The organism is Roseateles sp. UC29_93, from assembly GCF_042695725.1.
Taxonomy (GTDB): Bacteria; Pseudomonadota; Gammaproteobacteria; order Burkholderiales; family Burkholderiaceae_C; genus Roseateles; species Roseateles noduli_A.
Genome location: NZ_CP170545.1, coordinates 1625271 through 1642803 on the forward strand (window position 1 = coordinate 1625271; position 17533 = coordinate 1642803).

At 68.0% G+C, this 17533-nt stretch carries 18 protein-coding genes and 1 pseudogene; 11 read left to right on the forward strand and 8 right to left on the reverse strand.

Going from position 1 to position 17533, the window contains the following annotated elements; all coding sequences use genetic code 11:
* Position 1: 1 nt before the first annotated feature.
* Together cysT and ACFJIX_RS07670 are read right to left on the reverse strand one after the other, a co-directional pair.
* The gene (gene cysT, locus ACFJIX_RS07665) at positions 2-883 is read right to left on the reverse strand and encodes a sulfate ABC transporter permease subunit CysT (protein ID WP_377158887.1); all 882 of its coding nucleotides are present in this window, start codon (positions 881-883) and stop codon (positions 2-4) included.
* Positions 884-919: 36 nt separating this feature from the next.
* The gene (locus ACFJIX_RS07670; RefSeq protein WP_377161672.1) at positions 920-1912 is read right to left on the reverse strand and encodes a sulfate ABC transporter substrate-binding protein; all 993 of its coding nucleotides are present in this window, start codon (positions 1910-1912) and stop codon (positions 920-922) included.
* A 623-nt stretch (positions 1913-2535) separates the two neighbouring features.
* Between ACFJIX_RS07670 and ACFJIX_RS07675 the strand changes: the two genes are divergently transcribed.
* Together ACFJIX_RS07675 and ACFJIX_RS07680 are read left to right on the forward strand one after the other, a co-directional pair.
* Positions 2536-3039: a GAF domain-containing protein gene (locus tag ACFJIX_RS07675; protein WP_377158890.1), complete on the forward strand. Its 504-nt coding sequence runs from the start codon at positions 2536-2538 to the stop codon at positions 3037-3039.
* Complete coding sequence (locus ACFJIX_RS07680) at positions 3039-3446, forward strand: hypothetical protein (RefSeq protein ID WP_377158892.1); 408 nt, start codon at positions 3039-3041, stop codon at positions 3444-3446. Before ACFJIX_RS07675 ends, ACFJIX_RS07680 begins: the two co-directional genes overlap by 1 nt.
* A gap of 13 nt (positions 3447-3459) precedes the next feature.
* Here the strand turns inward: ACFJIX_RS07680 and ACFJIX_RS07685 are convergent, their stop codons facing one another.
* A complete protein-coding gene (locus ACFJIX_RS07685) occupies positions 3460-4272 on the reverse strand; it encodes a glycosyl transferase (protein WP_377158894.1) in 813 nt (270 codons plus the stop codon).
* A gap of 255 nt (positions 4273-4527) precedes the next feature.
* Between ACFJIX_RS07685 and ACFJIX_RS07690 the strand changes: the two genes are divergently transcribed.
* From ACFJIX_RS07690 to ACFJIX_RS07705, 4 genes are read left to right on the forward strand one after another with little or no spacing between them, the layout of a single operon-like run.
* On the forward strand, positions 4528-5478 hold the full coding sequence (locus ACFJIX_RS07690) for a TauD/TfdA dioxygenase family protein (protein WP_377158897.1): 951 nt from the start codon (positions 4528-4530) through the stop codon (positions 5476-5478).
* 57 nt (positions 5479-5535) lie between these two features.
* Positions 5536-6492, forward strand: coding sequence for an ABC transporter substrate-binding protein (locus ACFJIX_RS07695; RefSeq protein WP_377158900.1), 957 nt, complete (start codon positions 5536-5538; stop codon positions 6490-6492).
* A gap of 2 nt (positions 6493-6494) precedes the next feature.
* A complete protein-coding gene (locus tag ACFJIX_RS07700; protein ID WP_377158903.1) occupies positions 6495-7403 on the forward strand; it encodes an ABC transporter ATP-binding protein in 909 nt (302 codons plus the stop codon).
* Positions 7404-7413: 10 nt separating this feature from the next.
* Entirely contained in the window at positions 7414-8304 is an 891-nt protein-coding gene (locus ACFJIX_RS07705; protein WP_377158906.1) for an ABC transporter permease, read from the forward strand.
* Positions 8305-8318: 14 nt separating this feature from the next.
* Here the strand turns inward: ACFJIX_RS07705 and ACFJIX_RS07710 are convergent, their stop codons facing one another.
* The 5 genes from ACFJIX_RS07710 to ACFJIX_RS07730 all read right to left on the reverse strand — a co-directional run bounded on the left by ACFJIX_RS07710 (position 8319) and on the right by ACFJIX_RS07730 (position 11479).
* On the reverse strand, positions 8319-8717 hold the full coding sequence (locus tag ACFJIX_RS07710; RefSeq protein ID WP_377158909.1) for a type II toxin-antitoxin system VapC family toxin: 399 nt from the start codon (positions 8715-8717) through the stop codon (positions 8319-8321).
* Positions 8717-8926 (reverse strand): type II toxin-antitoxin system VapB family antitoxin, encoded by a 210-nt coding sequence (locus ACFJIX_RS07715; RefSeq protein WP_377158912.1) that lies wholly within the window; start codon positions 8924-8926, stop codon positions 8717-8719. The genes ACFJIX_RS07710 and ACFJIX_RS07715 overlap by 1 nt, the downstream gene beginning before the upstream one ends.
* A gap of 95 nt (positions 8927-9021) precedes the next feature.
* On the reverse strand, positions 9022-9816 hold the full coding sequence (locus tag ACFJIX_RS07720; protein WP_377158914.1) for an amino acid ABC transporter permease: 795 nt from the start codon (positions 9814-9816) through the stop codon (positions 9022-9024).
* 30 nt (positions 9817-9846) lie between these two features.
* Positions 9847-10548: an amino acid ABC transporter permease gene (locus ACFJIX_RS07725; RefSeq protein WP_377158916.1), complete on the reverse strand. Its 702-nt coding sequence runs from the start codon at positions 10546-10548 to the stop codon at positions 9847-9849.
* 94 nt (positions 10549-10642) lie between these two features.
* On the reverse strand, positions 10643-11479 hold the full coding sequence (locus ACFJIX_RS07730; RefSeq protein WP_377158919.1) for an ABC transporter substrate-binding protein: 837 nt from the start codon (positions 11477-11479) through the stop codon (positions 10643-10645).
* 175 nt (positions 11480-11654) lie between these two features.
* On the opposite strand from ACFJIX_RS07730, the gene ACFJIX_RS07735 reads away from it, so the two are divergent.
* From ACFJIX_RS07735 to ACFJIX_RS07755, 5 genes and pseudogenes are all read left to right on the forward strand, one after another.
* Complete coding sequence (locus ACFJIX_RS07735; RefSeq protein WP_377158922.1) at positions 11655-12677, forward strand: isopenicillin N synthase family dioxygenase; 1023 nt, start codon at positions 11655-11657, stop codon at positions 12675-12677.
* 191 nt (positions 12678-12868) lie between these two features.
* Positions 12869-14245 carry a pyridoxal-phosphate dependent enzyme gene (locus ACFJIX_RS07740; protein WP_377158925.1) on the forward strand — a complete coding sequence of 459 codons (1377 nt, stop codon included), beginning with the start codon at positions 12869-12871 and terminating at the stop codon, positions 14243-14245.
* A complete protein-coding gene (locus ACFJIX_RS07745; protein ID WP_377158928.1) occupies positions 14242-15447 on the forward strand; it encodes a trans-sulfuration enzyme family protein in 1206 nt (401 codons plus the stop codon). The genes ACFJIX_RS07740 and ACFJIX_RS07745 overlap by 4 nt, the downstream gene beginning before the upstream one ends.
* A gap of 313 nt (positions 15448-15760) precedes the next feature.
* Positions 15761-16700 (forward strand): annotated as a pseudogene (locus ACFJIX_RS07750) (LysR family transcriptional regulator).
* 117 nt (positions 16701-16817) lie between these two features.
* The gene (locus ACFJIX_RS07755; protein ID WP_377158930.1) at positions 16818-17531 is read left to right on the forward strand and encodes a Bax inhibitor-1/YccA family protein; all 714 of its coding nucleotides are present in this window, start codon (positions 16818-16820) and stop codon (positions 17529-17531) included.
* Positions 17532-17533 lie beyond the last annotated feature (2 nt).

Below are 17533 nucleotides of genomic sequence, written 5' to 3' on the forward strand. Positions count from 1 at the left end.
GTCAGCGCTTCCCGTCCACACCGTTGCGGCGCAGGCTCCAGGCCTGCAGTCCGTTGATGCCCAGCAGCAGCAGGAACGAGAACACCAGCATCACGACCGCGATCGCGGTGGCGCCGACGTAGTCGTACTGCTCGAGCTTCGTGATGATCATCAGCGGGGTGATCTCGCTGACCATCGGCATGTTGCCGGCGATGAAGATCACCGAGCCGTACTCGCCCACCGCGCGCGCGAAGGCCAGCGCGAAGCCGGTCAGCAGCGCCGGCGTCAGCATCGGCAGCACCACCAGGCGGAAGGCCTGCCAGCGGTGCGCGCCCAGCGAGGCGGCGGCTTCCTCGAGCTCCGTGTCCAGGTCCTCCAGCACCGGCTGCACCGTCCGCACGACGAAGGGCAGACCGATGAAGATCAGCGCGATCAGCACGCCCAGCGGCGTGAAGGCGACCTTGATGCCCAGCGGCTCCAGCCACTTGCCCATCCAGCCGTTGGGCGCGTACAGCGCCGTCAGCGCGATGCCGGCGACGGCGGTGGGCAGCGCGAAGGGCAGGTCGATCAGCGCGTCCACCAGCTTCTTGCCCCAGAAGTCGTAGCGCACCAGCGACCAGGCCAGGATGAAGCCGAAGATCACGTTGATGAACGCGCCCAGCAGCGCCGCGCCGAAGCTCAGCCGGTACGAGGCCAGCACGCGCGGCGACGTGGCCGCGGCCCAGAAGGCCTCGGCGCCGTGGCCGGCGGACTTCAGGAACACCGCGCACAGCGGGATCAGCACCAGCAGCGAGAGATAGAAGAGCGTGAAGCCCAGCGTCGGCGCGAAGCCGGGCAGCACGCGGCGACGCTTGCGGGCGGGCGCGGGCGCGGCCTGCGTCGCGGGGAGCACGGCGGTGTTCATCGTCGGGTCAAGGAAGCGGAGATCGGGGTCGGACGATCAGCGGCGCGAGGCCATGATCTGGTCGTAGGTGCCGCCGTCGGCGAAGTGCGTCTTGCCGACCTTGGCCCAGCCGCCCAGCGTCTGGTCGACGGTGAAGAGCTTGATCGGCGCGTAGCGCTTCTCATGCTTCTTGAAGATCGCCGCATCGCGCGGACGGAAGTTGTTCTGCGCGATGATTTCCTGGCCTTCCGGCGTCCACAGGAAGTCCAGGTAGGCCTTGGCCAGCGCGGCGGAACCGCGCTTGGCGGCGACCTTGTCGACCACCGCGACCGGCGCGTCGGCTTCGATCGAGATGCTGGGCGCGACGACCTCGAAGTTGCCCTTGCCGAATTCGTTCTCGATGAGCTCGGCTTCCGACTCGAAGGTCAGCAGCACGTCGCCGATGCCGCGTTGCGTGAACGTGGTCGTCGCGCCGCGGCCGCCGCCGTCCAGCACCGGCACGTTGGCCAGCACCTTGGAGACGAAGTCCTTGGCCTGGGCGTCCGTGCCGCCCTTGGCGATCACGCTGCCCCACGCGGCCAGGTAGCCGTAACGGCCGTTGCCGGTGACCTTGGGGTTAGGGATGATCACGGACACGCCGGGACGCGCCAGGTCCGCCCAGTCCTTGATGCCTTTCGGGTTGCCCTTGCGGACCAGGAACAGCATCGTGGAGCTGTACGGCGCGGCGGCGTTCGGGAGCTTGCTGCGCCAGTCGGCGCCGGTGAGGCCCTTCTCGGCCAGCGTGTCGACGTCGGTCGCCTGGTTCATCGTGACGACGTCGGCCTCCAGGCCGCCGATCACCGAGCCGATCTGCTTGGACGAGCCGCCGTGCGACTGGTTGACCGTGATCGTCTGGCCGGTCTTGGCCTTGTACGACGCGACGAACGCCGGATTGACCTGCTTGTAGAGCTCACGCGCCACGTCGTAGGAGACGTTCAGCAGCGTCGTCGGCTGATCGGCCGCAGCTGCCAGCATCGGCACGCCCAGCAACGGCACCACCGCGGCCAGCATCAGCGCCTGGCGGCGGGAGGCGGAGAACAGGGAACGGGTGTTCTGGCGGGCGTTGTTCTGGGTCATGGCGGACTGGGCAAGCGGGCGTGGGCCGGCGACGTTGAGGGTCGGGCTGCGAAGCTTGCCAAACAGTCCTTATTCCAGGAACGATTGTTTGGGCATTTGCTTATCTCGCATAACGCATATGCAAGAAAGGCAGAAGGCGGAGGCAGAAGAAAAGCGCCAGGACCGCGATCGGACACCGCCGGAAGCGCCTCCCCCAAGACCCCGAGGGCGGCCCCCGGTCGCGACCTGGGCTCTCACCATGCCTTCCCGGCGGCCGTACTGCCGCCGCCGGCGGGGGCGACATGGGCGCGCCCCGTGGAACGGAGTCTGGGCCGCGATGCGCCGCATCGCCAATGCGCAATGGGCGCAAGCTGCTGCGGGCCCGTCATATGCCCGGTCGGGCAAGGGCCGGCGCCCCGGCGGCGAGGTGTTCCCACGGTCATCCCCCGTCGTTCCCTCTCAAGGGCGACCCGGGTGGCGTCCTCTGGACAGCTCGGATAGTCTGGGGTGTCGACGGCGTGGCGGCAGTCCGGTCGCCCAGGGAAAGAACGACATCGGAAGAGCGAGGTGCCGCGTCCATGATGAATGCCCCGATTCCCGACAACGAAGCCGAACGGCTCCAGGCACTGCGCGAGCTGCTGATCCTGGACACGCCGCCAGAGGAGCGCTTCGACCGCATCGTCGCGTTCGCCGCCGAGGAGTTCGGCGTGCCGATCGCGCTGATCACCCTGATCGACGACGATCGCCAATGGTTCAAGGCCCGCTTCGGCTTGGCGGTCTGCGAGACCGACCGCAAGAGCAGTTTCTGCGGCCACGCGATCCACGTCCCCGAGGTGATGGTGGTGGAGGACGCGACGCAGGATCCGCGCTTCGCGGACAACCCGATGGTGCTGGGCCCGCCGAACATCCGTTTCTACGCGGGCGCGCCGCTGGAGGTCCGTCCCGGGGTGCGCATCGGCACGCTGTGCCTGATCGACCGGCGGCGACGCACGCTGGACGACACCGATCTGGCCATCCTGATGAGCCTGCGCGACCTGGTGGTCTCCGAGCTGCTCGGGCAGGCCGTCGAGGAGGACCGCTGATGCCGGGTCCCCAGCGTCAGCTCCTGCTGGTCGATCCCCACTCGCTGTTCCGCCGCACCGTCGCCATGGTGGCCCGGCAGCTGCAGATCGCGGAGGTCCACGAGTCGAGCAGCCTCGAGGCGGCCCATCGCCTGCTGGAGAGCCAATCGATGGACGGCCTGTTGCTGGACATCGGCCAGGGGCTGGACGCCCTGGCGCTGCTGCAGAGCGTGCGGGCCGGGGCGTTGCGGTGCGCCGCCGACACGCCGGTCGCGCTGACCGCGGAGGCCTGCGACCTGCCCACCGCCCAGCTCTACAAGGAGCTCGACGTGCGGCGGATCATGCTCAAGCCGTTCAAGGTGAAGACGGCGCTGGAGGTGATCCAGGACCTGGCGCGGCCGGGCTCGCCGCCCGGCACGCCGCACTAGCCCGCGAAGGGCCTTACTCCACCCAATGCTGCGCCACCCACGGGGGCGGCAGCACGAAGCTGCGCAGATGGCGCCAGCGGTGCTTGACGCCGCCGGCGAAGGCCGCGCGGAAGTGGTCCCACGGCTTCTCGTGCGGCGGGTCCTGGGTGTTCCAGCGGCCCAGCAGCACGTCCGCCGGGTTCGGGCCGCCGGGGAAGGTCACGATGCGCGCGCCCGAGGGCAGGCGCGCCGGCTTGAAGTAGCGCAGCGGGAACGGCGGCAGGCAATGCAGGCGGAAGTGCCGCGTCCACAGGTGCGGCCAGAACTTGATGCCGCCGGGCACGGACGCGGTGACCCAATGCTGCTCGAAGCCATGCTTGTCCGCGACCGCCTGCGGGTTGGCGCGGAAGTTCTCGATGATGTGCGGGTACTTGCCGACCGGGAAGCGGAACACCGAGGTCTGACCCAGGCGCTGCATCGGCTTGGCCCAGTTGCGAGCCAGGATGACGTCGTCCGGATGGCCGTGGCTGAAGTAGCCGTCGATGTTGTCGACGATCACCGAATCCAGGTCGACGAACAGCACCGGACCCGACAGGCCGGTCTTCTCGCCCATGTCGGCGCTCCACATCACGAGCTTGCGCCACTTGCCCAGCGACTTCTTGGGCCATTCGCAGCCCAGCTCGGGCAGGTCGTAGGCGTCGACCTCGGGACGAAGGCCTTCGGCGTTGTCGGTCAGGCAGACCAGACGGAAGTCGCCGGTGATGTGCCGACGCAGCATGCCGTACAGACGGTTGACGTACTCAGGGCCGTAGGCGGTTCCCCATTTGACGCAGATGACTTGTTTCATGGGGCTCGTGCTCCTCTGGTTGTTATCCCTACTGGCTTCGGGGAAGTCCGTCACTATACGCATGCAGTTGTAAATGGTTTGCAAACGGGGCATTCCGAGGCGTGACGCCTGGCATCCCGGGATGGCGCCGTCCTCGCCCAACGGGGCGATCCTCGGAACGCGTGGCATTCAGGACGTCGCTTATTCGATTTCTGCGCTTGGACATGCCGTCAGCTTCGTTCCGGCCAGGAAGTCCGATGCCTAGAGTCGGCGACCATGACAGCCCTCGCCCCGCCCCTTTCCACCGCGGCTGCGGCCCACGCGACCGTCCCGGTGACGCCCGCGTCGGCGGCCTTCGCCGATGCGCCGTCGCAGCACTTCGAGATCAACGCCTTCGATGAGCCGCTCGGCGCCGAGGTGGTGGGGCTGGACCTGACGCGAGCGCTGAACGACGCCGACTTCGCCCGGCTGCATCGCGCGCATCTGGATCACCACGTGCTGGTGTTCCGCGACCAGCGCATCACGCCGGCGCAGCACATCGCGTTCAGCCGCCGCTGGGGACCGCTCCAGATCCACGTGCTGCGCAACTTCCAGCTGGCGGGTCACCCGGAAATCCTGCAGGTCTCCAACGTGCGCGACGCGCAGGGCCAGCCGGTCGGCCTGGGCGACGCCGGGCAGTACTGGCACTCGGACCTCTCGTACAAGGAGCGCCCCAGCCTGGGCTCGCTGCTGCACGCGCAGGAGCTGCCGTCGGAAGGCGGGGACACGCTCTTCGCCAATCAGCATCACGCCTACGACGGCTTGCCGCTGGCGCTGAAGACCGCGATCGCCGGCAAGCGCGCCGAGCACAGCTACCTCGCGAAATACGAGGAGCTCCGCGCCCGCAACCCGTGGCGCCCGAAGCTGACGCCCGAGCAGATCGCCGAGGTGAAGCCGGTCCCGCAGCCGATCGTGCGCACGCATCCGGAGACCGGACGCCGCGCGCTCTTCGTCAGCGAGCACTTCACGACGCGCATCCTCGACGTGCCCGAGGACGAAAGCCGCGACCTGCTTGCGCAGCTCTTCGAGCACAGCAGCCGCAAGAGCATCGTGTACCGCCACCAGTGGCTGCCCCACGACCTGGTGTTCTGGGACAACCGCTCGCTGCTGCATCTCGCCACGGGCTGCCCCGATCACCTGCGTCGACACCTCTACCGCACCACCATCGAAGGCGACGTTCCGGCATGAAGCTCCAGAAACTTTCCTCCCCTGCTGCTCTCGGGCGCGCTCGCCGCGACCGTGGCGTTGTCGGCGACCTCCGCGCATGCGGAAGGCAAGATCCGCATCGCCGAGCAGTTCGGCATCGTGTACCTGCTGCTGAACGTCGCGCAGGATCAGCAGCTGATCGAGAAGCACGGCAAGGCCGCGGGCGTCGACATCCAGGTCGAGCGCGTGCAGCTCTCCGGCGGCCCGGCGATCAACGAGGCGCTGCTGTCCGGCAGCATCGACATCGCCGGCGCGGGCGTCGGCCCGCTGCTGACGCTGTGGGACAAGACGCAGGGCAAGCAGAACGTGCGCGGCATCGCCTCGCTGGGCAACTTCCCGTACTACCTGACCAGCAGCAACCCCGCCGTCAAGACCATCGACGACTTCGGCGACAAGGACCGCATCGCGCTGCCGGCGGTGGGCGTGTCGGTGCAGTCCCGGATCCTGCAGCTGGCCTCGGCCAAGCGCTGGGGCGACGCGCAGTTCAACAAGCTGGACCGGCTGCAGGTCGCGCTGCCGCACCCGGAGGCGACGGCGGCGCTGATCAAGGGCGGCACCGAGATCAACGCGCACTTCGGCAATCCGCCGTTCCAGGAACAGGGCCTGGCGGGCAACCCGAACGTCCACATCGTGCTGAACAGCTACGAGGTGCTCGGCGGGCCGGCGTCGGCGACGGTGCTGTACACGACGGAGAAGTTCCGGCGCGACAACCCGAAGACCTACAAGGCCTTCATCGGCGCGCTGGCCGAGGCGGCGGACTTCATCTCGAAGAACCCGGAGCGCTCGGCGGACATCTACATCAGGAACGAGAACTCCAAGGTGCCCAAGGAACTGCTGCTGAAGGTGATCAAGAACCCGGAGGTGCAGTTCAAGATCACGCCGCAGAACACCTTCGCGCTGGCGTCGTTCATGCATCGCATCGGCGCGATCAAGAACAAGCCGGCGTCGGCGAAGGACTACTTCTTCGACGACCCGCACAACGCGGCCGGAAGCTGAGCATGAGCGCGGTGCTGGAGCAGCTCGACGCGGTGCCCGCCTGCGAGGCGTGCGGCGACCTGGCGGGCGCCCGCCCGCAGGACCGGCAGGCACGCCTGCGGGTCGACGGCGTCAGCCTCGACTACCGCAGCGATCGCGGCGTGGTGCGCGCGACGCATCGTGTCGGTTTCGACGTGCTGCCCTCGGAGCGCTTCGTGCTGCTCGGCGCGTCGGGTTGCGGGAAGTCCTCGCTGCTGAAGGCGGTCGGCGGGTTCGTCACGCCCGCGGAGGGGCGCATCCTCGTCGACGGCAAACCCGTGAACGGCCCAGGGCCGGACCGCATTGCGGTGTTCCAGGAATTCGACCAGCTGCCGCCGTGGAAGACGGTGCTGGAGAACGTCGCGTTCCCGCTGATCGCGTCGGGCACTGCATCGCGCAAGCAGGCGTTGGAGCGTGCGCGCGACTGGCTGTCCCGCGTGGGGCTGGCCGACTTCGCGTCGGCCTATCCGCATCAGCTGTCGGGTGGCATGAAGCAACGTGTCGCAATCGCGCGCGCATTGGCGATGAAGCCGCGCGTGCTGCTGATGGACGAGCCGTTCGCGGCGCTCGACGCGTTGACGCGTCGCCGGATGCAGGACGAGCTGCTCGCGCTGTGGGAGCAGGAGCGTTTCACGCTGCTCTTCGTGACGCACTCGATCGAGGAAGCGCTGATCGTGGGGCACCGGGTGCTGGTGCTGTCGCCGCACCCGGGCCGGGTGCGCGCGGAGCTGAATGCGCAAGGCCTGACACCGTCGCAACGCGTTGCGCAGGCGCAGCGCATCGAGCATCTGCTCTTTGGCGATGAGCCGATCGCGGAGTCGGCGACTCCCGTTGCCGCCACTGCCACCGGCGCCGCCACGGCAGCCGCCGCTGCGGCCGTGGCGCTGAACTGAGGATTCCTTGATGACCGTCACCGCGCTGCCGACGCAGCGGCCGCTCGATCCGCCGCTGCGCGCCGAGCGCGAAGAAGCGCTCGCCGATTACGTGCCCGTGCAGGTGGCGTCGATTCCGCTGTGGCGCCGCGCGCTGGATTCCAGCGCCTGGCGTCAGGCGGCGTTGCTGGCATTGCTCGCCGGGCTCTGGGAAGTTGCCGCACGCGCGGCCGACAACGACCTGCTCTTCCCCTCGTTCTTCGCTGCGGCGCGGGCACTGTGGGACGGCCTGTACGGCGGCGAACTGCTGGTGCGGGCGGGGATCTCGCTGAAGCTGCTGCTGCAGGGATACGCGCTGGGTGTGGTGCTGGCGCTCGGACTGACGGCGCTGGCGACCTCGTCGCGCTGGGGTCGGGACTTGCTCTCAAGCCTGACGGCGATGTTCAACCCGCTGCCGGCGATCGCCTTGCTGCCGCTGGCGCTGCTGTGGTTCGGCCTGGGATCGGGCAGCCTGATCTTCGTGCTCGTGCACGCGGTGCTGTGGCCACTGGCCCTGGCCGCATCGGCGGGCTTCTCGTCCGTGCCGGAAACGCTGCGCATGGCGGGCCGCAACTACGGACTCACGGGACCGCGCTACGTCGCGCAGATCCTGCTGCCGGCGGCGCTGCCGTCGATCCTCTCGGGCCTGCGCGTGGGCTGGGCCTTCGCGTGGCGGACGCTGATCGCCGCCGAGCTGTTCTTCGGCGCCTCCTCGGGCCAGGGCGGCCTGGGCTGGTACATCTTCCAGAACCGCAATGAACTGCAGACCGATCGGGTGTTCGCAGGGCTGGCCCTGGTCATCCTGATCGGATGGCTGGTCGAGCGGCTGGTCTTCAGCACCATCGAGAAGGCGACAGTCACGCGGTGGGGCATGCAGCGGTGAGTTCGTCCCGCCGTTCAGTTCTGCTTGTGGGGTCGCCCGTTCATCAACGGGATTCCCAACAGCGTCGCAAGTCGTTCCATCTTCTTGTCACGAGACCAAAGCTTGGCTTTGGGAGTCCTCATGGTGGCGACCAGGACGGCAATGTCGATCAGTCCGCAGCCTTTTCCATAAATCTCCTCATCCTCGACAAACGCCAGAACTTCGTCGAGGTCGACGGGTTCCATGTGAAAGAGATCGGAGAAGAAGCGTAGGGAAGACGCGCGCGGATTCGGCGGGGTGCCGCAACGCAGTTCACCGATGAGCAGTTCATGCGTGAGGACGCGGTTCTCGCTGATGAGCTTCAGCAGCGTCGGATTGCGTTCGCGGAAATGCGCGATCCAGACGGAGGAGTCCACGACGATTCGAGTGGTCATCAGGAGTCCTCCTGGGGGTCCCAACGACGGCGCGGGATGTCTTCCATGTCAGGTGCACAACCTCCCAGTTCACCCAGACGGTAGCCCGCCTGGAGTGCGATATAGGTCTTCATCGCCAAGGTCACGAGCTCGTCCGGACTCATCGGAGAGTCGGAGAGTTCGAGTGCGCGTTGATAGAGGGCCTCGTCAACCATGATCGTCCTTTGCATGACCTCGCTCCGATGTGCCGCCACGGAAATCGCTTCAGTGTCTCGACACACATCGGATCGCGAAGTCATCAGGTTGATCTCATTGCCCTCCGACGTCACTGGCTGGTTCTTGTGTTCCTTGCCATCGCGCTCACTGAGTTCCGTAGTCCGCATCGCATAAAGGCGTAGAAGCGGTCGGCGGTGGATGGCGTGACGACGAGAGTGGCGCGCTGGCGACTGCTTCTCCGCTCCACCGCATGGGCGAGTCGCGACAGCCCGAAGCACATCACGAAGTAGCACCCGGCCAGCGTGCCGTAGACCGCGACCGGCTGCACCAGCACCTGCGCGTTGACCTGGCCGGCGATGAAGGACAGTTCCGACAGCCCGATGATCGTGCCCAGCGAGGTCTCCTTGATCGTCGACGCGAACTGGTTGACCAGCGAGGGCAGCATGTGCCGCAGCGCCTGCGGCAGCAGCACCAGACGCAAGGACTGACCCCGCGACAGGCCCAGCGCCTCCGCGGCCAGGCGCTGGCCGGGCGGCAGCGACTGCAGTCCCGCACGCACGATCTCGGCCAGGTAGGCGGCGTCGAAGATCACCAGCGCCGCCAGCATCGTGTTGAACTGGTCCGTCTTGTGGCCGGTCACCGCCGGCAGGAAGAAGTAGGCCCAGAACACCACCATCAGCAGCGGCGTCCCGCGCACCACATAGACCAGCGCGGTCACCGGCCACCGCAGCCAGGTGCGGCGGCTCACGCGCGCGATGCCGAGCAGCACGCCCAGCGGCAGCGCCAACAGGAGGCCGAGCGCGGCCAGCAGCACGGTCAACGCCAGCCCGCCAAGAGGCCCGTTCGGATACTGCCCCACCAGCACGTACAGCCAGTAGGTGTCGATCATCTCGGCGATGCTCATCGCGATGCGCTCCTCTTCATCACGATCGGTTCAATGGCCTGCGGGCCGGACCGGATAGCGCCGCTGGTACAGAACGCCGGCGCCGGTGATCAGCATCGACACGCCGAGGTAGGTCGCCGTCGCCATCGCGAAGGTCTCGAAGCCGCGGAAGGTCGCGGACTCCACGCGCTGTGCCTGGTACATCAGCTCGGCGGCGCCGACGACCGTCGCGATGCTGGTGTTCTTCCAGAGATTCAGCGTCTGCGAGATCAGCGGCGGCACCGTCGCCCGCAGCGCCTGCGGCAGCACGACCCATCGCACCGAGCCGGCGAAGCGCAGACCCATCGCGCGTGCAGCCTCCCACTGTCCGGGCGGCACCGACCGCAGGCCCGAGCGCACGTCCTCGGCCATGAAGGCTGCGGTGTAGACCACCAGCGCGGCCAACGCCGCCGCCGCTTCGATGTTGCCGGCGTAGAGCCAGGCCTTCACGCCGTCGGGCAGCAGCTCCGGCACCGCGAAGTACCAGAACAGCATGTGCGCCAGCAGCGGCACGTTGCGCACCGCTTCGACGTAGGCCCAGGCCAGCGCGCGCAGCGGCGGGAACGGCGCCAGCCGCGCCAGCGCGATCAGCGTGCCCAGCGGCAGTGCGATCACCAGCGCGAGCAGCGTCAGCGTCAGAGACAGCCGCACGCCGGCCAGCAGCCAGTCGAGGAACTGCCCTTGCAGCAGCACCGAGAAATCGAGATGAGGCATGGAATCAACGCGGCTCGCAATAAACAACGCCCCGGCCGAAGCCGGGGCGTGCTCGCATCGGATGACAAGGTAGATCAGTTCATCTGGGTCGTGCTCAGCCCTCCACTTGGTCGCTATCGATCTTGAAGCTGCGCGTCTGGAACTTCAGACGCGTCGCCGGTCCGTACCACTTGTTGAACAGCTGCTCGGCGGTGCCGTTGGCCTCGAGCTCACGCAGCGCGCCGTCCACCTGTGCCTTCAACTTGGTCTCGCCCTTGCGCAGGCCCAGCGCCAGCGGTTCGACGCTGAGGTTGGCCGACAGGATCTCGTACTGGGACGCCGCCGGGCCGAGCTTGGCGTACTGGTCCAGCAGCGACACCTCGTCGTTGACGAAGGCCACGCCCTTGCCCTGCTGCAGCGCCTGGAAGGCCTGCGGACCGGTGTCGAAGGTGACGACGTCGACCGACGGCACGGCCTTGCGGACGTTGGGTTCCTGCGTGCCGCCCTTGATGGTCACCACCTTCTTGCCGGCCAGCTGGTTCAGCGCCTTGATGCCGCTGTCCTTCTTGACCAGCACCTTCTGTCCGGTGACGAAGGTGGTCAGCGAGAAGTCGATCACCGCCTCGCGTTCCTTGTTGTGCGTCAGGCTCGCGGCCAGCACGTCCACGTGGCCCTGCTGCAGCTCGGGAATGCGCGCCGCCACCGCCAGCTGCTTCAGCCGCAGCTTCACGCCGAGCTTCTGCGCCACCGCCTTCGCGAGATCGACCTCGTAGCCGACGATCTCGCGCGTCTTCGGATCGATGAAGCTGTTGGGCTCGTCGGTGCCGAGCACGCCGACCACGAGCTCGCCCTTCTTCTTGATGTCGTCCAGCTGGTCCGCATGGGCGATACCCAGCATGGCGGCCGAGGTGGCGATCACGAGCAGGGCGCGGCGGGTCACGTTCAGGGTCATGGCGTCGGTGTCCTTTTTTGGGAGCAGTGGAGCGGTGGTTCACGATGGACATCAGCTTAGGAAGCTCGACCTTCACGCGGAACGAACGGATGGGCATATGCAAACGCGGCTTTCGCACGTCCCCCGTCCCGTCCCCTTCATCGACGCGGGTTCGCGCTTGCGGCATGCTCGACCCATGACCCTCCTCCACGACCGCGTGCCCGTCATCGACATCTCCGGGCTGCACGATCCGGCGTCCAGCGATCCCGCCTCGCCCGGCGGCCATCTCGCGGCCGTGCAGATCGGCGAGGCCTGCCGCGCGCACGGCTTCTTCTACGTGAGCCATCACGGCGTCGATCCCGCGCTGATTGCGCGGCTCGACCGGCTGGCGCGCATGTTCTTCGCGTTGCCCGGAGAACAGAAGCAGCGCTGGCCGATGAGCGACGGCGGCAGGGCCTGGCGCGGCTACTTCAGCACCGGCGGCGAGCTGACCTCGGGCCGGCCGGATTGGAAGGAGGGGCTGTACCTCGGCGCCGAACTGCCGCCCGACGACCCGCGCGTGCTGGCCGGCACGCCCTTGCACGGCGCCAACCTCTGGCCCGACGTGCCGGGATTGAGGGACACGGTGCTCGAGTACCTCGCCGCCGTGACCGCCGTCGGCCAGCGCGTGCTGGGTGGCATCGCGCTCAGCCTCGATCTGCCGCCCGCCTATTTCCTGACGCATGCCACCGCGGACCCGCTGGTGCTGCTGCGGCTCTTCAACTACCCCGCGGTGCCGGCCGGGACCGACGTCGACGCGCCCTGGGGCGTCGGCGAGCACACCGACTACGGCCTGCTCACGCTGCTGTACCAGGACGACAGCGGTGGCCTCGAGGTCCATGGCCGCCGCGGCTGGATCGATGCGCCGCCGCTGCCCGGCACCTTCGTCTGCAACATCGGCGACATGCTCGACCGCATGACCGCCGGGCTCTATCGCAGCACGCCGCATCGCGTGAAGCTCAACCGCGGCGCGCACGACCGGCTGTCGGTGCCGCTGTTCCTCGATCCGTCCTTCACCAGCCGCGTCCAGCCCATTCCCGGCCTGCCGCCGGCCGAAGACGACAGCGCGTCGCGCTGGGACGCGAGCAACCTGCACGTCTTCGCCGGCACCTACGGCGAGTACCTGTTGGGCAAGGTCGGCAAGGTGTTCCCGGCGCTGGGCGCGGCGGTGCTGCCATGAGGGCGTTGGCCGCTCATGCCATCCGCGGATAAGCTGCTGCGACAACCGCGCTTGGAGGCCATCGCTTCCAGCGGATAACCTACGCGGTTTGCCCGCGCCCGGCACGACCCCCCGCCGGACGCGCCGCCCGACCATCCCACCAGGATCACAAGGAGCGCCCATGAGTGCCAAGGAGACTTCTTCCACCCCCCGTGCAGCAACCGCCGGAGCGGCCTGCGGTGCTGGACCTGATCGGCAACACGCCGCTGGTCCCCGTGCATCGGCTCGACACCGGCCCCTGCCAGTTGTTCCTGAAGCTCGAATCGCAGAACCCCGGCGGCTCGATCAAGGACCGCATCGGCCTGTCGATGATCGAGGCCGCCGAGCGCGACGGCCTGCTGCCGCCCGGCGGCACCGTCGTCGAGGCGACCGCCGGCAACACCGGCCTCGGGCTCGCGCTGGTCGCGCGCGCGAAGGGCTATCGCGTCGTGCTGGTCGTGCCGGACAAGATGTCCGCCGAGAAGGTGCTGCAGCTGAAGGCGCTCGGCGCCGAAGTCCACATCACGCGTTCCGACGTGGGCAAGGGCCACCCCGACTACTACCAGGACCGCGCCGCGCGCCTGGTCCAGGACATCCCCGGCGCCTGGTACGCCGACCAGTTCAACAACCCCAACAACCCGCTCGCCCACGAGACCACGACCGGTCCGGAGATCTGGCAGCAGGTCGGCCATCGCATCGACGCGATGGTCTGCGGCGTGGGCTCCGGCGGCACGATCACCGGGCTGTCGCGCTTCTTTGCGAAGGTGCGCCCGGGGCTCGACATGGTGCTCGCCGATCCGGCGGGTTCCATCCTCAAGGACTTCATCGAGACCGGCAGCTTCGGCGAGGCCGGATCGTGGGCCGTCGAAGGCATCGGCGAGGACTTCATCCCGCCCATCGCGGACCTGAGCGGCGTGCGCCACGCCTACTCGATCACCGACGAGGAGAGCTTCGCCACCGCGCGCGACCTGTACCGCGCCGAAGGCATCCTGGCCGGTTCCTCGACCGGCACGCTGCTGGCCGCGGCGCTGAAGTACTGCCGCGCGCAGACGACGCCCAAGCGCGTCGTCACGCTGGTCTGCGACACCGGCACCCGCTACCTGTCCAAGGTCTACAACGACCCGTGGATGTTCGACCAGGGCCTGCTCAAGCGCGCGACCAAGGGCGACCTGCGCGACCTGATCGCCCGCCTGCCCGAGGACGGCGCCGTCATCAGCGTGAGCCCCGAGGACACGCTGGCCACCGCCTTCTCGCGCATGCGCCAGGCCGAGGTCTCGCAGCTGCCGGTGCTCAAGGACGGCAAGCTCGTCGGCCTGCTCGACGAGTCCGACCTGCTCGCCCAGATGCACATGGACGCGCGCCACTTCAAGGACAGCGTGGACAGCGCGATGAGTCATGATGTGCAGACCCTGCCTCCCGGCGCGCCGCTGTCCGACCTGATCGCGCAGCTGCGCAAGGGCCTGGTGGCCGTGATCGCCGACGATCGCGGCTTCCACGGCCTCGTCACCCGTTTCGACCTGTTGAACCACCTGCGAAAGGGCTTGTCATGAGCCACGACTCCGACAACGACAACAAGAACTCCCACGGCGCGGATCTGCGCTTCGACACCCGCGCGATCCACGGCGGCCAGCATCCCGATCCGACGACCGGCGCGGTGATGCCGCCGATCTACGCGACCTCGACCTACCGCCAGCAGAGCCCCGGCGTGCATCAGGGCTACGAGTACGGTCGCACGCACAACCCGACCCGCCAGGCCTACGAGCGCGCGATCGCCAGCCTGGAAGGCGGCGTGCAGGGTTACGCCTTCTCGTCGGGCCTGGCCGCGATGGCCACGGTGCTGGACACGCTGGACGCCGGCTCGCACATCGTCGCCGGCGACGACCTCTACGGCGGCAGCTACCGCCTGTTCGAGCGCGTGCGCAAGCGCAGCGCCGGCCTGCAGGTCACCTACGTCGACAGCAGCAAGCCGGAGAACGTCCGCGCCGCGCTGCGTCCCGAGACGAAGATGATCTGGATCGAGACGCCCAGCAACCCGCTGCTGACGCTGACCGACCTGGCGGCCGTCGCGAAGATCGCGCGCGAGCACGGCGCGCTGGCCATCGCCGACAACACCTTCGCCAGCCCCTGGTCGCAGCGCCCGCTGGAACTGGGCTTCGATGCGGTGATGCACTCGGCCACCAAGTACCTGAACGGCCACAGCGACGTGATCTCGGGTGTGGTGGTGGTCGGCGGCGAGCAACGCCAGGCGGCGCTGCGCGAGCAGCTCGAGTTCCTGCACAACGCCGTCGGCTCGATCGCCGGGCCGTTCGACAGCTTCCTCGCGCTGCGCGGGCTGAAGACGCTGGCGCTGCGCATGGCGCGGCACAACGAGAGCGCGCTGGAACTCGCCGGCTGGCTGGAGGCGCAACCCAAGGTCCGCCGCGTCTACTACCCGGGCCTCGAAAGCCACCCGCAGCTCGCGCTGGCCAAGCGCCAGATGCGCGGCGGCGGCGGGATGATCAGCGTGCAGCTGGACACCGACCTGGCCGGCGCGCGCCGCTTCCTGGAGCGGGTGCAGATCTTCTCGCTGGCGGAAAGCCTGGGCGGCGTCGAGAGCCTGATCTCGCTGCCCGCGCTGATGACGCACGCGTCGATCCCGGTCGAGACGCGCGAGCGTCTCGGCATCACCGACTCGCTGGTGCGGATCTCCGCCGGCATCGAGGACATCGAGGACCTGCGCGATGACTTGAAGGCGGGTCTCGCCGCCATCTGACGAGGCGATCGGACGATGCCGATCTGACGACCACGCGGACGACAGCGTCCGTGACCCAGGGAACGCGCCGGGGCCGGGAGGCCGCCGGCGCGTTCTGCTTTTCCGAACCGCAGTCCGCACAAGAAACGAAGTGGGGCGTGAAGAATGCGTGAAGATATGCGCGTCAACCGCGCGCTGAACTCAACCGCCAGGGGCATGGACTCCACCTGACCGGACCGACGCGCTGTCGGAAAAACCTTCGCTTGGCTCGTCTTAACTTCCGTTTAAGCGAAGTTCGTTATCATCCAGCTTCGTCTTTCTCGGAGGCCCTGCCATGTCCACCCTCAACTACCGTCACCTCCACTACTTCTGGGTCGTCGCCAAGGAGGGCGGCTTCGCCCGGGCGGCCGACCGCCTGGGGCATGGCGGTGCAGACGATCAGCGCGCAGGTGCGGGAGCTGGAGCGCTCGCTGGGCCACCAGCTGCTCAAGCCCGAAGGTCGCGGCCTGGTGCTGACCGAAGCCGGCCAGGCCGCCTTCGCGAGAGCGGAGGAGATCTTCCAGATCGGCCAGATGGTGCCCAACGAGGTCCACGAAGCGGCCACGCAGCGCGTGCAACGGCTGTCGGTGGGCCTGTCGGACGGGTTGTCGAAGCTGGCCGCGCACGCCCTGCTCGCGCCGGTGCTGGACACCCCGCAACTACGCCTCGTCTGCCATGAAGGCGAGGTCGACCAACTGATCGGCGAACTCGCGCTGCACCACCTGGATCTGGTCCTCACCGACCAGCCCGCCCCGGTCAATCCGACGCTGCGCATCACCAGCCAGCTGCTGGCGAGCACGACCGTCGACTGGTACGGCCCGTCGGAGTTGATCGAGCGCGCCCGTCGTGCGCCGAACAAGGGCTTCCCGTACGTGCTGGAGACGCTGCCGGTCCTGCTGCCGACCCGTCACGCGTCCCTGCGATCGGGCCTGGAGCGCTGGTTCGAGCAGCACCACATCCGTCCGCAGATCGTCGGCGAGTTCGAGGACAGCGCGCTGATGAGCGTCTTCGCCGCCCGCGGCCTGGGCGTGTTCCCGGTCAGCCGACTGGGCGCCGACGACCTCTCGCTGATGGCCGGCCTGCACCTGCTGGGCCAGACCGAAGTGGTCGAGGACGTCCATGCGATCTACTCGCGCCGCGGTCAGAACCACCCCCTGGTGGCCAAGCTGCTGGAGCGGCGCGGCACCCCGATCCCCCTGAATGAACTCGAAACGGAAATTGCTTCAGCAAAATGAGCAATAAGCAGGTTTATTCGATGTGATGATGGCGTTAAGGTCGGGTCCTCATGCGCGCGCGAGCGCGCTTCCCGTTCAACGGTCTACACGGCTTCCACGGCTCCAGGAGAACTTCTCATGAGCGACTTCCAACGACAACCGGCGTCCCCCTCGAGCTGGACGCCCGCCACCGCCAACGGCGGCGATTCGGTCTTCACCCAACGCGCCGACGTGGCGCGCGTGCTGCGCAACACCTACGCGCTGCTGTCGATGACGCTGCTGTTCAGCGCCGCGGTGGCGGCCGCCGCGGTCGCGTACCGGCTGCCCGCGCCGGGCATGATCCTGACGCTGATCGGCTATTTCGGCCTGCTGTTCGCGATCCACAAGACGCAGAACAGCGCGGCGTCGGTGCCGCTGGTGTTCGCGCTGACCGGCTTCATGGGCTACACGCTGGGCCCCTTGCTGGGCGCGATCCTGAAGATGGCGGGCGGCGCCAGCATCATCGCCATGGCGATGGGCACCACCGGCGCGACCTTCCTGGTGCTGTCGGCCTACGTGCTGGCGACCAAGAAGGACTTCAGCTTCATGGGCGGCTTCCTGTTCGCCGGCATGATCATCGCGATCCTGGCGTCGCTGGCCAACCTGTTCTTCCAGCTGCCGCTGCTGTCGGTGGTGGTGTCGGGCGTGGTGGCGCTGCTGTCGGCGGGCATGATCCTGTTCCACACCAGCATGATCGTGAACGGCGGCGAGCGGAACTACGTGATGGCCACCGTCAGCCTGTTCGTGTCGCTGTTCAACCTGTTCACCAGCCTGCTGAGCATCTTCGGCTTCGCCGGCTCCAGCGACGACTGATG

Bases quoted from the DNA above. Each gene is read 5' to 3' on its own strand.
- ACFJIX_RS07675 (WP_377158890.1), top strand. From the start codon at position 2,536: ATGATGAATGCCCCGATTCCCGACAACGAAGCCGAACGGCTCCAGGCA.
- ACFJIX_RS07710 (WP_377158909.1), bottom strand. From the start codon at position 8,717: ATGACCACTCGAATCGTCGTGGACTCCTCCGTCTGGATCGCGCATTTC.
- ACFJIX_RS07735 (WP_377158922.1), top strand. From the start codon at position 11,655: ATGACCCTCCTCCACGACCGCGTGCCCGTCATCGACATCTCCGGGCTG.
- ACFJIX_RS07685 (WP_377158894.1), bottom strand. From the start codon at position 4,272: ATGAAACAAGTCATCTGCGTCAAATGGGGAACCGCCTACGGCCCTGAG.
- ACFJIX_RS07730 (WP_377158919.1), bottom strand. From the start codon at position 11,479: ATGACCCTGAACGTGACCCGCCGCGCCCTGCTCGTGATCGCCACCTCG.
- ACFJIX_RS07700 (WP_377158903.1), top strand. From the start codon at position 6,495: ATGAGCGCGGTGCTGGAGCAGCTCGACGCGGTGCCCGCCTGCGAGGCG.
- ACFJIX_RS07755 (WP_377158930.1), top strand. From the start codon at position 16,818: ATGAGCGACTTCCAACGACAACCGGCGTCCCCCTCGAGCTGGACGCCC.
- ACFJIX_RS07720 (WP_377158914.1), bottom strand. From the start codon at position 9,816: ATGAGCATCGCCGAGATGATCGACACCTACTGGCTGTACGTGCTGGTG.
- ACFJIX_RS07690 (WP_377158897.1), top strand. From the start codon at position 4,528: ATGACAGCCCTCGCCCCGCCCCTTTCCACCGCGGCTGCGGCCCACGCG.
- ACFJIX_RS07705 (WP_377158906.1), top strand. From the start codon at position 7,414: ATGACCGTCACCGCGCTGCCGACGCAGCGGCCGCTCGATCCGCCGCTG.
- ACFJIX_RS07680 (WP_377158892.1), top strand. From the start codon at position 3,039: ATGCCGGGTCCCCAGCGTCAGCTCCTGCTGGTCGATCCCCACTCGCTG.
- cysT (WP_377158887.1), bottom strand. From the start codon at position 883: ATGAACACCGCCGTGCTCCCCGCGACGCAGGCCGCGCCCGCGCCCGCC.
- ACFJIX_RS07670 (WP_377161672.1), bottom strand. From the start codon at position 1,912: ATGCTGGCCGCGGTGGTGCCGTTGCTGGGCGTGCCGATGCTGGCAGCT.
- ACFJIX_RS07725 (WP_377158916.1), bottom strand. From the start codon at position 10,548: ATGCCTCATCTCGATTTCTCGGTGCTGCTGCAAGGGCAGTTCCTCGAC.
- ACFJIX_RS07715 (WP_377158912.1), bottom strand. From the start codon at position 8,926: ATGCAAAGGACGATCATGGTTGACGAGGCCCTCTATCAACGCGCACTC.
- ACFJIX_RS07745 (WP_377158928.1), top strand. From the start codon at position 14,242: ATGAGCCACGACTCCGACAACGACAACAAGAACTCCCACGGCGCGGAT.